General features: G+C 39.0%; 17 protein-coding genes. 16 read left to right on the plus strand and 1 reads right to left on the minus strand.

Going from position 1 to position 14835, the window contains the following annotated elements; genetic code table 11:
• The first annotated feature begins 21 nt into the window (after window positions 1–21).
• From MKX57_RS07110 to MKX57_RS07185, 16 genes are all read left to right on the plus strand, one after another.
• Window positions 22–252, plus strand: a complete 231-nt coding sequence (locus MKX57_RS07110; RefSeq protein WP_008180398.1) for a hypothetical protein — start codon at window positions 22–24, stop codon at window positions 250–252.
• Between the two features lie 84 nt (window positions 253–336).
• On the plus strand, window positions 337–1110 hold the full coding sequence (locus tag MKX57_RS07115; protein WP_008180397.1) for a protein-glutamate O-methyltransferase CheR: 774 nt from the start codon (window positions 337–339) through the stop codon (window positions 1108–1110).
• A 304-nt stretch (window positions 1111–1414) separates the two neighbouring features.
• Window positions 1415–2596 carry a chorismate synthase gene (aroC, locus tag MKX57_RS07120; RefSeq protein ID WP_342532391.1) on the plus strand — a complete coding sequence of 394 codons (1182 nt, stop codon included), beginning with the start codon at window positions 1415–1417 and terminating at the stop codon, window positions 2594–2596.
• A gap of 3 nt (window positions 2597–2599) precedes the next feature.
• Window positions 2600–3691, plus strand: coding sequence for a 3-dehydroquinate synthase (aroB, locus tag MKX57_RS07125; protein WP_090001296.1), 1092 nt, complete (start codon window positions 2600–2602; stop codon window positions 3689–3691).
• Window positions 3688–4056 (plus strand): chorismate mutase, encoded by a 369-nt coding sequence (aroH, locus tag MKX57_RS07130; RefSeq protein WP_008180391.1) that lies wholly within the window; start codon window positions 3688–3690, stop codon window positions 4054–4056. Before aroB ends, aroH begins: the two co-directional genes overlap by 4 nt.
• A gap of 18 nt (window positions 4057–4074) precedes the next feature.
• Entirely contained in the window at window positions 4075–5175 is a 1101-nt protein-coding gene (hisC, locus tag MKX57_RS07135) for a histidinol-phosphate transaminase (protein WP_089986590.1), read from the plus strand.
• Window positions 5172–6269, plus strand: coding sequence for a prephenate dehydrogenase (locus MKX57_RS07140; protein ID WP_089986589.1), 1098 nt, complete (start codon window positions 5172–5174; stop codon window positions 6267–6269). The genes hisC and MKX57_RS07140 overlap by 4 nt, the downstream gene beginning before the upstream one ends.
• Window positions 6270–6326: 57 nt before the next feature.
• The gene (gene aroA / locus MKX57_RS07145) at window positions 6327–7613 is read left to right on the plus strand and encodes a 3-phosphoshikimate 1-carboxyvinyltransferase (RefSeq protein WP_008180386.1); all 1287 of its coding nucleotides are present in this window, start codon (window positions 6327–6329) and stop codon (window positions 7611–7613) included.
• 96 nt (window positions 7614–7709) lie between these two features.
• Complete coding sequence (locus MKX57_RS07150; RefSeq protein ID WP_107921770.1) at window positions 7710–8978, plus strand: tetratricopeptide repeat protein; 1269 nt, start codon at window positions 7710–7712, stop codon at window positions 8976–8978.
• A 14-nt stretch (window positions 8979–8992) separates the two neighbouring features.
• On the plus strand, window positions 8993–9550 hold the full coding sequence (locus tag MKX57_RS07155) for a ReoY family proteolytic degradation factor (RefSeq protein WP_008181956.1): 558 nt from the start codon (window positions 8993–8995) through the stop codon (window positions 9548–9550).
• Between the two features lie 146 nt (window positions 9551–9696).
• A complete protein-coding gene (locus MKX57_RS07160; protein ID WP_008181955.1) occupies window positions 9697–10146 on the plus strand; it encodes a DUF2487 family protein in 450 nt (149 codons plus the stop codon).
• Window positions 10147–10300: 154 nt separating this feature from the next.
• Window positions 10301–10807, plus strand: coding sequence for a ubiquinol-cytochrome c reductase iron-sulfur subunit (locus MKX57_RS07165; protein ID WP_025114703.1), 507 nt, complete (start codon window positions 10301–10303; stop codon window positions 10805–10807).
• 19 nt (window positions 10808–10826) lie between these two features.
• The gene (locus MKX57_RS07170; protein ID WP_008181573.1) at window positions 10827–11501 is read left to right on the plus strand and encodes a cytochrome b6; all 675 of its coding nucleotides are present in this window, start codon (window positions 10827–10829) and stop codon (window positions 11499–11501) included.
• A 41-nt stretch (window positions 11502–11542) separates the two neighbouring features.
• Window positions 11543–12310, plus strand: a complete 768-nt coding sequence (locus tag MKX57_RS07175; protein WP_004232669.1) for a menaquinol-cytochrome c reductase cytochrome b/c subunit — start codon at window positions 11543–11545, stop codon at window positions 12308–12310.
• A 242-nt stretch (window positions 12311–12552) separates the two neighbouring features.
• Entirely contained in the window at window positions 12553–13149 is a 597-nt protein-coding gene (locus MKX57_RS07180; protein ID WP_008181568.1) for a DUF1405 domain-containing protein, read from the plus strand.
• A 60-nt stretch (window positions 13150–13209) separates the two neighbouring features.
• Window positions 13210–13884: a zinc metallopeptidase gene (locus tag MKX57_RS07185; protein ID WP_008181566.1), complete on the plus strand. Its 675-nt coding sequence runs from the start codon at window positions 13210–13212 to the stop codon at window positions 13882–13884.
• Between the two features lie 56 nt (window positions 13885–13940).
• Here MKX57_RS07185 and MKX57_RS07190 read toward each other — a convergent pair whose 3' ends face one another.
• Complete coding sequence (locus MKX57_RS07190; RefSeq protein ID WP_008181565.1) at window positions 13941–14810, minus strand: YitT family protein; 870 nt, start codon at window positions 14808–14810, stop codon at window positions 13941–13943.
• Between the last annotated feature and the right edge of the window lie 25 nt (window positions 14811–14835).

Genomic DNA, 14835 nt, shown 5'->3' on the forward strand with positions numbered 1-14835 from the left:
TAACGAAAGGAAGTGGTCGTATTGTCAATTGCCATTGTAGCGATTATTGGTGGGGTTATTATTTCTTTAGCTGGGATTTTTACAGATTCCCGTACGAGACAGCAAAAAATTAAATTAAAGGCTATCGAAAAAGAAGTGGAATTAGAAAAACTTCGATTAGAAACCTATACGATTGAAACGGAAAAAATGCGCCTTGAATTAGAACAGTCGAAGGTGCTACTATTAGAGGAAAAACAAAACTCAAGCAAGTAGATGGGTATACATGAGAAAGACTATTTCAGGATTGTCTCTTTTCCGCTATAATGGAACTACGACGCTAGAGGGGAAGATGACCATATGTCTGATTATGAACAGTTTATAGAAGGTATCAAGCGCAAAACAGGAATAGATTTAGCGTTATATAAAGAAGCGCAAATGAAAAGACGATTAACCTCACTTTATGAAAAAAAAGGTTATCGAAATTTTGTTGACTTTCTAAAGGTACTTGAACAAGATCGTGATTTAATGAATGAGTTTTTAGATCGTATGACGATTAATGTTTCTGAATTTTATCGTAATGGAAAGCGTTGGGACGTATTGCAAAAGAAAATATTACCTAAGCTATTACAAACAAATAAGCGTTTAAAAATTTGGAGTGCTGCTTGTTCAACAGGAGAAGAGCCGTATTCATTAGTAATGGTCTTATCTCAATTAGTGCCTTTATCTCAAATTCAAATTATTGCTACTGATTTAGATGAAAATGTCATTCAAAAAGCGAAATTAGGTGTCTATCCAGAACGCTCATTAGCAGAAGTGCCAAATGACATTAAAGCTAAATATTTTGAACAAGAGGGCTCCTTCTACCGCGTGAAGGATGAGATTAAGCGTTGTGTGACCTTTAAAAAACAAAATTTGCTTAATGATACCTATGATAGCAATTATGATTTAATAGTTTGCCGCAATGTAATGATCTATTTCACGGAAGAAGCCAAGGATCAAATTTATAACGATTTTAGTAAAGCCTTACGCAAGGATGGCATACTATTTGTAGGATCGACAGAGCAAATTTTTAATCCATCTCGTTACGAATTTGAAGTAGAGGATACATTCTTCTATCGAAAAAACAGTTAATAATATGAATGAAAAGCTTTGTACAAATGACTGGTTTCATCATGTACATATAGTAACTAAAGCATTAACACATAGATAATTCGTACGCTTTTCGCTTATCCTAAGCAAAGGCGTATTTTTTATAAATTTTAGCACTTCACTTCAGTAGTGTAGTAAGGTTTTATGCAAGTCGTTCAGAATATTCGCATTTAGGTTATGTAAATAGAATGAACTTAAAAGACATTTGCAAAAGGACTGTTTTTTTAAAGAATATATGTTATAGTGAAAAATACATACTTTAGCGAGTTGAAGGGAGAAAGCGTTTATGCGTTACTTAACAGCGGGTGAGTCACACGGCCCCCAACTAACAACTATTATTGAAGGTTTACCGTCACTCTTACCCATTACAGCAGAAAAAATTAATCACGATTTAAAACGACGTCAAGGAGGTCATGGACGTGGACGACGCATGCAAATCGAAACAGATACAGTAGAGATTGTCGCAGGCGTTCGTCATGGACAAACACTTGGATCACCTGTCGCATTAGTTGTAACCAATGATGATTGGAAGCATTGGACAAAAATTATGGGTGCTGAGCCATTAGCAGAAGATGTGAATCCTGAGGATATCAAACGTCAAATTTCACGACCTCGTCCAGGCCATGCGGATTTAGTTGGTGGCATGAAATACGGACATCGTGATTTACGAAATGTATTAGAGCGTTCTTCAGCTCGTGAAACAACTGTACGTGTAGCGGTCGGCTCAGTGGCGAAGGCTTTATTAAATGAATTAGGTATTTCCATTGTCGCACATGTTACGGAGATTGTTGGAATTAAGGCTGATACATCTTTAGTGGAAGGGAAAACAGTCGATGAAATTCGTGCCATCGTAGAAGTGGATCCTTGCTATTGTGTAGATCCTGTCGCTTCTGCCAAGATGGTAGAAGCGATTGACGAAGCAAAAAAAGCTGGCGATTCTATCGGCGGTGTTGTTGAAGTCATTGTGGAAGGTATGCCAGCAGGTGTAGGGTCATATGTACACTATGATCGTAAGCTCGATGCTAAGTTGGCTGCAGCGATGCTATCTATCAATGCATTTAAAGGTGTTGAGTTTGGGCTTGGTTTCGAGATGGCACGTCGTAAAGGCTCAGAAGTTCATGATGAAATTATTTGGACTGAAGAAGAAGGCTATACACGTGCGACTAATCGACTTGGTGGCTTAGAGGGTGGTATGTCTACTGGTATGCCAATTGTTGTACGCGGTGTAATGAAGCCAATCCCTACATTATATAAACCATTACAAAGTGTGGATATCGAAACAAAAGAGCCATTTAAAGCAAGCGTTGAGCGTTCTGACAGCTGTGCGGTACCAGCGGCATCAGTAGTAGCTGAGCATGTTATTGCCTGGGAAATAGCGAATGTTATTTTGGAGCAATTCCATAGTGATCAATTACCACAACTAAAAGCTCAAATTGATGAACATCGTCAATATACGAAGGGGTTCTAATTTATGCGTGTTCCAGTTGCAACAAAATCACATCATTATGAGGTTGTACTTGGCCATCGATTTCTTACTAAAGCTATTCAAACATTTGCGGATCAGCTAAAAAAAGCAGATAAACTGTTTGTCTTTACAGATGCTCATGTATGGGAGGCACAGGGAGACTATTTCAAGGCAAATTTCCCATATGATTTTGAAGTGTTTATTTTGCCTGGTGGCGAAGCATGCAAAACCTTTGAGCAATATTATGCAGCTCAAACTTTTTTACTAGAGCAAAAATGCTCGCGGAAATCATTTATTTTTGCTTTTGGTGGCGGGGCTGTTGGAGATTTAACGGGGTTTGTTGCAGCAACCTATATGCGTGGAGTTCCATTTATTCAAATTCCAACAACTATTTTGGCGCATGATTCAGCAGTAGGCGGGAAGACCGCTATTAACCATCCATTAGGAAAGAATATGATTGGTGCATTTTATCAGCCAGAAGGTGTTATTTACGATACAGTTTTCTCTGAAACCTTACCTGTACGCGAGATCCGTTCAGGAACAGCTGAGTTAATCAAACATGCGATGATTTCTGATCCAGCATGGTTAGAGGAATTAATGGCAGTAGATTCCGTTATACATTTTAATCGGCAGGAATTAGCGAGTCAGTTAAAAAAAGGGATTGAGGTTAAAGCAAAAATTGTAGCCGAGGATGAAACAGAGCAATCTGTTCGAAAGTTTTTAAACTTGGGCCATACATATGGACATGCGATTGAAGCAGCTGCAGGCTACGGAAAAGTAGCTCATGGTGAGGCAGTCATGATTGGTCTTGTGTATTGCTTATTATTGAGTGAACGTTATGGGGAGCTAGATCGTTCGTTTAGCAAAGCGTTTTTACAATTTGCAGTTAAAAATGGCTATCCTTTTGAGGCTGTTAATGACTATACATTTGAACAATTAACAAGCTATTTAATGAAAGATAAAAAAACGGAATATGGCATTTTACAATTTGTTTTATTGGAAAAAATTGGTAAACCATTTGTGCGGGCAATTGATTTAGAAGAATGCCAAGAAGTAGATGCCGAATATAGACAGTTATTAGCGGAGGTGCTTGTATGATTCGTGGACTTAGAGGGGCAATTACAATTGAATCTGACAAGCCAGAGCTTGTATGGGATGAGACAGCAAGATTAGTGCGTGAGGTTGTGGCAGCAAATAATGTAGAAATAGATGATATTGCATCCATTTTAATTTCTACTACGCCGGATATTACCTCAGCATTTCCTGCTCGTGCAGTACGCTTGATGGAAGGGTGGCAATATGTTCCAGTAATGTGTACACATGAAATGGATGTGCCGAATGCACTACCATTATGTATTCGAGTATTAATTCATGCAAATGTAGAGGTAGCACAAAAAGACGTGAAGCACTTGTATCTCAATGATGCAGTGAAATTAAGACCAGATTTAGCACAAGCTAAATAAGTAGAGGAGATGTTTTAGATGAAGTGGAAACAACAATTGGACGGTATGCAAGCGTATAAACCAGGAAAACCAATTGAAGAAGTGCAACGTGAATATGGCTTAAAAGAAGTGATTAAATTGGCATCAAATGAAAATCCATTTGGATGCTCACCTAAGGTGACAGCATATTTACAAAATAATGCAGTGAATCATGCCCTTTATCCAGATGGCTATGCACAAAATTTACGTACAGCTGTTGCAAATCATCTAGGCGTTCAAGAGACACAGCTTCTGTTTGGTAACGGCTCTGACGATATCATTGCTATTATTACTCGTGCATTGTTGTATCCAGGGGTAAATACCATTATGGCTGATCTATCATTCTCCCAATACTGGCATAATGCTGAAATTGAAGGTGCTGAAATACGTAAAATTGCTTGTGTAGAGGGTGCACATGATCTAGATGCAATGGCGGCTGCAATTGATGATCGAACAGCTGTCGTATGGGTATGTAGTCCGAATAATCCTACTGGTGTTGTAATTCCAGATACGGCTTTACGTGCCTTCCTTGCCAAGGTACCAAATGATGTACTTGTCGTATTAGATGAAGCGTACATTGAATACGTGACACATCCTGAACATAAGGATACTCTACCAATCATCGATCAATATCCAAATGTTCTTTTATTACGTACATTCTCTAAAGCATATGGTTTGGCATCGTTCCGAGTTGGCTATGCGATTGGACAGCCAACTGTCATTGAAAAGCTTGATCCGGTCAGAGGTCCGTTTAATAATACGAGTTTAAGCCAAGCTGTAGCTGCTATTGCACTAAGCGATCAGGAATATATAGAAGCATGTCGTGAAGCAAATGAAAATGGTAAAAAGCAATATGTTGAATTCTGTGAAAAACATAATCTAAAATACTTCCCATCTGATACGAACTTTATTTTCTTTGATACAAAGGCTGATAGTGATGTCATTTTCCAAGAGCTTATGAAAAAGGGCTTTATTGTGCGCAGTGGTAATGCTTTAGGATTACCAGGATTTATCCGTGTTACAATCGGTACTGAAGCCCAAAATGCAGCATTGCTAGTTCAACTTGACAATGTATTAAAAGAGCAAGGAGTATTTGCATGACACGCAATGTGCTCGTTATTGGGCTAGGATTAATCGGTGGTTCCATCGCCCTTGCTTTACAGAAGGCACCAGACACAAGGATTATTGGCTATGACATGGATGCTCAAACGCGTGAGCATGCGCAAGCATTAAATATTGTACATGACACTGTAACGGATCCACAGGCAATTGCAGGTGATGTCGATATCATTATTTTCGGTACACCAGTTAATGCAACGCTTGAATGGATGGAGCAATTAAAATCATGGCCATTAAAAAATAAAGTCATCGTAACAGATACAGGAAGTACAAAAAAATTAATTATGCAAAAAGCTGGCGAATTACGTGAACTTGGCATTACGTTTATTGGTGGACATCCAATGGCAGGTTCACATAAAAGTGGCGTATTAGCTGCAAAGGCGCATCTTTTTGAAAATGCATACTATATGCTTACACCGCTTGCTGGTGAAGAAATTGTTCATATGGCACAGCTGGAAAGCCTCTTAAAATTCACGCATGCAAAAGTGGTTAGTGTTTCTGCAAATGAGCATGACCATATGACAGCTGTGGTAAGTCATTTCCCACATATCATTGCAGCTTCCCTTGTGCATCAATTAGGAGAGGAGAATGGGGAATACCCTATGACTCGCTCCCTTGCCGCGGGTGGTTTCCGTGATGTCACGCGTATAGCTTCTTCCAACCCGGTTTTATGGCGAGATATCACTTTACAAAATCGTGATGAGCTACTGACTCAGCTAGAAGGCTGGGAAAAAGAAATGGGCCGTATTAAGGAATTGCTGACGAATGGTACTTCTCGGGATATTGAAGACTATTTTTCTATTGCCAAAGAACTGAGAGATGAATTACCAATTAGCGCAGGAGCTATGTATACAGCGTTCGACTTATACGTAGATGTTCCAGACTATCCAGGTGTCATTTCCGAGGTAACAGGTTTGCTGGCTGATGAGGCAATAAGTATTACGAATTTAAGGATTGTCGAGTCAAGAGAGGATGTTTTCGGTATTTTGGTCATTAGTTTCCAAAGCGAAAATGACCGTGAACGTGCCGCAGCATGTATTCAAAAACGTGCCAATTTTGAAACGTATATTTCATAGAAAAAGAAAGCGTCGGCTTTACGGCGCTTTCTGTCTTCATATTGGAGGGAAAAATTAATGAGTGAAAAAGTTTTACAATACAATAAGCCATCTTTACAGGGATCACTAACTGTTCCAGGCGATAAATCGGTCTCTCACCGTTCTGTGATGTTCGGTTCCATTGCTACTGGGACAACAACAGTAGAAGGTTTTTTACTTGGGGAAGATTGTTTAAGTACCATTGATTGCTTCCAGAAGCTTGGTGTGCATATTGAGGTGGAAGGAACGAATGTAACGATAGAAAGTCCAGGGATGAATAGCTGGCAGGAGCCTACTGACGTGTTATATACAGGTAACTCTGGTACAACTACACGTTTAATGCTTGGAATTTTAGCAGGCTCTACAGTTCATTCAGTCATGACAGGGGATGCATCAATCGGCAAGCGACCAATGCGACGCGTCATTGATCCACTGCGTCAAATGGGAGCCCATATTACGGGACGTGCAGACGGTCAATATACACCATTAGCCATTCAAGGTACAAAACTACAGGCCATTGATTACAAAATGCCAGTAGCAAGTGCTCAAGTTAAATCTGCTATATTACTTGCAGGCTTGCGTGCTGAGGGTACAACGATTGTTAGAGAAACAGAAGTGTCAAGAGATCATACTGAACGAATGCTGCGTCAATTTGGTGCCGATGTCGAAGTGAAGGATGGAGTCGTTTCATTAGAGGGTGGACAAACATTAAGTGGGACCCATGTTTCTGTACCAGGGGACATCTCGTCAGCAGCCTTTTTCTTAGTGGCAGGGGCAATTTGCAATACTAGTCAATTAACTCTTGAAAATGTTGGCGTTAATCCAACGCGTGATGGAATTATCGAGGTTCTTTCAAAAATGGGCGCAACGATGACAGTGATCCCAAATGATGATCGTCAAGCTGAACCGACAGCGACCATTCAAATTCAAACATCTACTTTATCTGGTACAACAATCGAGGGAGAATTGATTCCTCGTTTAATTGATGAAATACCAATCCTTGCTTTACTTGCTACACAGGCACACGGTCAAACGATTATTAAAGATGCCGAAGAGTTAAAAGTAAAGGAAACAGATCGTATTACAGCGGTTGTAACTGAATTAAAAAAGCTGGGTGCTAACATCGAAGCAACAAATGATGGTATGATTATTGAAGGGCCAACACCATTGAAAGGTGCAAGTCTCAAAACATATGGCGATCATCGAATTGGCATGATGGGTGCTGTGGCTGCTTTAATTACCGAAGGCTCAGTCACTTTAGATGATGCACAGTGTATTGCTGTATCGTATCCATCATTCTTTGAACATATTGAGGCAGTAAGGTAACAATTGAAGATTGACTCTCCAAGTTTTTGGGGAGTTTTTTCTTGTTTCGGTGGTAAATGTTTTGTAGCATAAAGGTATCAAAGAAAGAATAGGTGAATGACTGTGAACAATGCGATGACTGAAATGATGCAAGCACTTGAACAGGGAGACTTAGCATTAATAGATCAGCTACTTGAAACATTTTTAGTGAAGGAGCTACCCGAGGAAATTTACGCACTTGCAGAAATTTTTATGCAATATGGGTACATGAAAGAAGCTGACCGCGTTCTGGAGCATTTACAATTTTTATTCCCAGAAGAGGCACAGTTAAAAATAGATCGTGCAAATGTTTTAATGGAGCTTGGTGATGAAGATGAAGCATTAAATTTATTGCTTGAAATTGAAGAAGCATCACCAGAATATCCTCAAGCATTATTAGTTTTAGCTGATTATTATCAGATGCAGGGGTTATTTGAAGTAGCTGAGATACGTATAAATGAAGCACTAGCAATTTTACCAGACGAGCCATTACTGCATTTTGCCAAAGCTGAGCTGTTATTTGAAACAGGTCGTTTTTTAGAAGCTGCAAGATTGTATGAAGAATTATATGAACAACAAGCTGAATTTGCTGGTATTCATCTTGTGGAGCGATTGGCGGAGGTTTATCGTGCCGGGGCTGCCTACGAAACGGCATTGGATTACTATTTAAAGGCGCTTGACGATGAGGTAAAACCGGATATTTTATTTGGTGCTGCGTATTCAGCCTTCCAATCCCAAAAATACGAGATGGCTATTAAACAATTAGAGGAATTGAAAGAGTTAGATCCTGATTACTTCTCAGCTTACTTATTGCTGGCAGAAAGCTATGCGATGACAGAGGAAAATCCAAAAGCCTATGCGGCAATCCAAGAGGGATTAAAGCGCGATGAATATGATAAAACACTCTATTTATTTGCTGGGAAAATGGCATTGAAAAATAGTTTGCCAGTAGATGCAGAGCAATATTTACGAGAAGCAATAGCGTTAGATCCTGAATATATGGAAGCCGTATTAGCACTTATTTCTGTGTTAGGTCAACAAGAACGGAATGAAGATGTTATCGAATTATTTGAGACTCTACAGCAAAATGATTTTGAATGGAGCACGTTATACCCATTTGCAGCGGAGGCATATGAAAATTTAGAATTGTACGACCGTGCATACGAATTTTACCGTTTGGCATATAATGATTTTAAGGAAGACGCAACATTTTTAGAAAAATATGTGTACTTTTTATTAGAGGAAGGAAAACGTTCAGAGGCGAAAGTGGTTCTTGAACAATTAATGAACATTCAACCAGGTGAACCAGAATGGCAAGAGAAGTTAGAAGCCTTAGAATTTGAGTAAAGGAGGGAGTGGGTATGACTGCTTCTGTATCAGTTGTTGATAAAAAAGCATTTGTTCGATGGTTTTTAAAAAATTATCAATTGAAACGTCGTGAGTGTGTTTGGATTTTAAATTACTTACTTAGCAATGATGACTTATTAAAACGAATCCGATTCGTGGAAGAAGCTCACTATTGTCCGAGAGCAATGGTGATGTCAACAGTTGATTCAACAGGTGTTCCTTTTCGTTTCTATAAAGGCAATGTAATGACAGCAGACGCCGAAAAGTCTTTCCATGATTTACGCTTACACGAGCAAGAAGATATGTATATACAGTTGAATTTTCCAAATATACCACCAAGTGCACAATACTTAGCAGTTCTAGAAGAAAACCCTTATATGCCAGAGACACTGTTAGTTAGTGAAAAAGATCGTTTACTGGCAGAAGAACTGCTTTCCAATAGCTTACTCGTATTCCAAGAAGAAAAATTACTTGCACAAATTGATGAAGCCCTCGATCAGGGAGATGAAGAACGTTTTTATGAATTGTCTAATTTGTTACAAGCATTAAAGGAAACGGCTAATTTACCTTAGTTATAGGTAAAAATTGAATGTCCTTTACCCACTTCAATATGGTAACATTACTAGTGAATGAATGATTGTTTTCACTTTTAATTGGGTATCCTATTTGAAGAGTGGAAAAGGGCATTTTTTATTATGCGACAAAGGAGGTTTGTTGAATGTACTTTAATGCAAACGATGTGACATCGTTTTTGGGACAGAAGGATTTCATCGATACTGCGATAGTTCCGCTCATATCCATCGATTTGGCTCCTGAGAAAATGAAACAAAGTGGTGCTGAGGTAGATTTTCTAATGTCTTTAACTTCTTTCATAGAACAACAGTTTAAAGGCCGTTTACTAGTCATGCCACCTTTTTCTTATATGGCTTCTTTAAAAAACGAAGAATTACCGAAGCAATTTGAAACACAATTACATAATGCTGGCTTTAAGCATGTGTTCTTCATTACTTGTGACCACTCTTGGACAAATATTGGAGATATAGTAAATATTATTTGGTTACCAGCAATTCCGTTAGAAAGTATGGATGCAGGTGTGAAAAAATCCATTCTCGAAGATCAATTACGACAAGTGGTTCCGATGCTTTCGACCAAATGGGCACAGATTTAACAATTAGTTTCAATAAATGTTCACATTCTCCAGCTTTCCACAGAATGCTATATTGACCAAGCTATGGACTTGATATATCATATATATGTCCTAGTATTACTATTTGTAAAAGTATGTCCGTTGGACTGACCTTTAAGTTAGAGGGGGGAAAATAATGAGTAATAATCGAGTTTCACGTCGTCAATTTCTAAGTTATACTCTTACTGGTGTAGGTGGATTTATGGCGGCAGGTATGCTAATGCCAATGCTTCGCTTTGCAATTGATCCTGTGCTACAAAAGCATGAGGGTGGAGATTTTGTAAAAACAGAGCATAAAATCGCTGACTTGACTGAAGAGCCTGTAAAAGTTGACTTTTCATATGAACAAGTGGATGCATGGTACAAATCACAGGTTACAGATGTAGCTTGGGTTTATAAAAGTGGCGATCAAATCATTGCCCTTTCACCTGTTTGTAAGCATTTAGGATGTATGGTTGACTGGAATGGAGATTCTGCACACCCAGGTCAATTCTTCTGTCCATGTCACGCAGGACGTTATGAGAAAAACGGGAAAAACATTGCAGGTACACCGCCTCTAGGTCCGTTGGATGAATTTGAAGTACAAGAACAAGATGGCTATTTAATGATTGGTCCAGCTAAAGCAAATACTCTAGTTAAATAAGTAAGGGGGTACGACAACAGTGCTAAATAAAATTTATGATTGGGTCGATGAACGCCTAGATATTACACCTATTTGGCGTGATATTGCCGACCACGAAGTGCCAGAGCACGTTAACCCTGCACATCATTTTTCAGCATTCGTTTACTGCTTCGGTGGATTAACATTCTTCATCACAGTAATTCAAATTCTATCTGGTATGTTCCTAACAATGTATTATGTACCAGACGTTGTGAATGCCTGGAAATCAGTTTATTATTTACAAAACGAAGTAGCGTTTGGTGAAATCGTGCGCGGTATGCACCACTGGGGAGCTTCATTAGTTATCGTAATGATGTTCTTACATACACTTCGTGTATTCTTCACAGGTTCTTATAAGAAACCTCGTGAGTTAAACTGGATGGTTGGTGTAGGTATTTTTGGTGTAATGATGGGTCTTGGCTTTACAGGATACCTATTACCATGGGATATGAAAGCATTATTCGCTACTAAAGTAGGTATCGAAATTGCAGCATCTGTACCGTTTATCGGTTCGATGATTAAAGTATTATTAGCGGGTGACACTACAATTCTTGGTGCTCAAACGTTAACTCGATTCTTTGCGATTCATGTATTCTTCTTGCCTGCAGTATTGTTTGGGTTACTTGCAGCACACTTTATCATGATTCGTCGTCAAGGAATTTCAGGGCCGTTGTGATTGTCTTGACGGTTCGATGATCTTTAAAAGGAGGGGACACTATGCATCGCGGAAAAGGAATGAAATTTGTCGGCGATTCTCGTATTAAAGCGAATCACAGAATGCCGAACGTTCCAAAGGATTATTCCGAATATCCAGGTAAGACGGAAGCTTTCTGGCCGAACTTCTTACTGAAGGAATGGATGGTAGGTGCTGTATTTTTAATTGGATACTTATTATTAACTGTCGCTCACCCGTCACCACTTGAAGGGCCGGCAGATCCAACTAGAGCATATACACCGCTACCGGACTGGTACTTCTTATTCATGTATCAACTTTTAAAATACTCATTTGCTTCTGGTCCATACAATGTAATTGGAGCAATTGTAATTCCAGGTCTTGCATTTGGAGCGCTATTATTAATGCCATTTTTAGACAAGGGTCCAGAACGTCGTCCATCTAAACGTCCATTACCGACAGCGTTTATGTTATTAACTCTAGCTGCTATGTTCTACCTAACTTGGGAGTCAGTTGTTAACCACGACTGGGAAGCTCAAAAAGCTATGGGTGCAATCGTAGAAACAGTTGAATTCGATAAAGAATCAGAAGGTTATAAACTATACGCTGGTTCAGCATGTATTACATGTCACGGTGAAGGCTTAGAAGGTGGAGCAGGTGCACCATCTCTAATGAACACTGGATTAACAGCTGATGAAATTAAGGACATTGCTCATAATGGTCGTGGTAACATGCCACCAGGATTATGGACAGGTTCAGATGAAGATCTTCAGAAACTTGCTGAATTTATCGAAAGTTTAAAAGCTGAGTAATAGTAAAAGAGTCAGGAAACTGGCTCTTTTTTTTCGACCTTGTTATAATATTGGGACTGAAAGCTAGCCGAAAAGGTTCCCTTGTCCTCAGTAATTTAGCGAAAAATGTCGAAAAATAGATAAAAGCGAATGAATTCAATCCATTAGCACATATTGAAGTTGTGGAAATAATTTCACCTGGAAATAAGAATCTTCCCTATACATAACAAAGAATTATTAGTAAAGCGCAAGGAGTTGAATTTATGCAAATAACACGTGCAAATCTTTGGTATCTTCTAAACCATAAGTCATTCTTAATTGCGCTACTTATTATTAATCTATTAGGCACAATTTATGGCTATTATTGGTATGGATGGCAGCTTGCCATGACTAAGCCTATTTTTTATATTTTTGTTCCTGATAGCCCGACAGCTAGCTTATTCTTTTGCTTTGTGTTAATGGCTTGGATTATGGGAAAAAGATGGCCGCTAATGGAAGTATTAGCGCTTGTAACATTAGTGAAATACGGTCTGTGGGCTGATGTCATGAATATTTGGACATTAGTTGAAACAGGATCGATCGGTTGGCAAGGTTGGATGCTAGTTGGCTCACATTTTGCAATGGCCGTTCAAGCTATATTATATATGAAGAAATATGTATTCACTTATTGGCATGTAGTGATAGCAGCTGTCTGGACGCTCCATAATGATGTCATTGACTATGTGTTTGGACAAATGCCTATGTATGGGGATTTAGTCAAGTACACAAGCTATATTGGCTACTTTACATTTTGGTTATCAATTGCATGTATTCTCCTTGCGATTTTCTCAATTAGGTGGCGCAAATATTTGCCGAATTAGGGTATAAATTATAGAATTATAGTATCGAGGTAGAAAGGGGTTAGAATATTGTCAACAAGCATGTATATTGTTTATTTTATTATTATTATGCTGCTGCCACTTTATGCACAAATGAAAGTAAAAGGCACGTATAATAAATTTGCGAAACAACGTACAATGAAGGGCCAAACAGGTGCAGAGGTAGCGCGTGCGATTTTAGATGCGAACGGCTTATATGATGTACGAGTTGTGCCAACACAAGGTGTGTTGTCTGACCATTACAATCCGGCAACCAAAACAGTTGCTTTATCAGAAAGTAACTTTTATGAAGCGAGTGTTGCAGGTGCTGCGGTAGCTGCCCATGAGGTAGGTCACGCCATCCAACATAAAGAAGCTTATTCTATGCTTACATTACGTAGTAAGCTAGTCCCAGTGGCAAATATTTCTTCTAATGCGTCTTGGATTTTTGTAATGATTGGTATTTTTGCAAGTAGTACGAATTTCTTGCTTTTAGGTATCATATTATTAGCAGCAGGTGTTGTTTTCCAATTAGTGACACTTCCAGTGGAGTTTGATGCTTCAAAGCGAGCATTAGTTCAAATGAATTCGCTTGGCATTATTACAAATGAAGAAGAACGACCAGCACGAAAAGTATTGAGTGCTGCAGCATTAACATATGTAGCAGCGGCAGCGGTAGCTGTACTAGAGTTATTACGTTTAATTTTAATTTTTACGAATATGCGTAGCGATGACTAAGAAAAAAACTTGTTATGGTGGTACACCACTATAACAAGTTTTTTATCTTCAAACACTTAATGAAGCGGTTGTTTTTGATCATCAAGAGTGAAGCCTTCTCCTGCCACATCACGTACTTCTATAATAGAAACGAAAGCGTGCGGATCCACTTCATGAACAATGGATTTTAGGCGTACAACTTCGTTGCGACCGATCACACAATAAATAACTTCCTTAGGCTGTTTAGTAAAGTGTCCATGACCTTCTAATATAGTGATCCCGCGCTCCATTCGTAGGGCAATTGTTTCCGCAATAACACCTGACTTCTCGGATATAATGAGAGCACCACGCGCTGCATAGGCACCTTCCTGTACAAAGTCAATAACACGAGCGCCAACAAATACAGCGACTAATGTGTACATCATGGAACGCGCATCTAAGAATGTAAGCCATGAAAGGATGATGACGATGGCGTCGAAGACAAACATCGTTTTACCCATACTCCAGCCAAAATATTTATGCCCAAGTCGTGCCAATATATCGACGCCACCGGTAGTGCCACCAAAGCGGAAGACAATTCCTAGGCCAAGACCGACGAATATACCCGCGAACAGAGCAACGAGTAACATGTCATCTTCTAAATGAATGGTAAACTGATATTTCTGGAAAATCTTTAGAAAAAGAGAAACAGATAAAGTGCCAACAAGCGTATAGACAAAAGATTTCTTTCCGAGTAATCGATAACCAATTATAAACATGGGAATATTTAATAATAGGTTCATTAAGGCGGGGTCCCATCCTAATGTAAAGTATAGTATGAGTGTAATTCCACTTAGTCCACCTTCACCTAGCTGATTTTGAATGTTGAAGTGAACAAAGCCGAAGCTAAAAATGGCTGCTCCGAGCATTATTGCGATAATATTACGTATTTTAATCTGTTTTAACATTTGACCTCCTGTAGTTCCAAACAAA

The organism is Lysinibacillus sp. FSL M8-0216 (genome assembly GCF_038595555.1).
In the GTDB taxonomy this organism is placed as follows: Bacteria; Bacillota; Bacilli; order Bacillales_A; family Planococcaceae; genus Lysinibacillus; species Lysinibacillus fusiformis.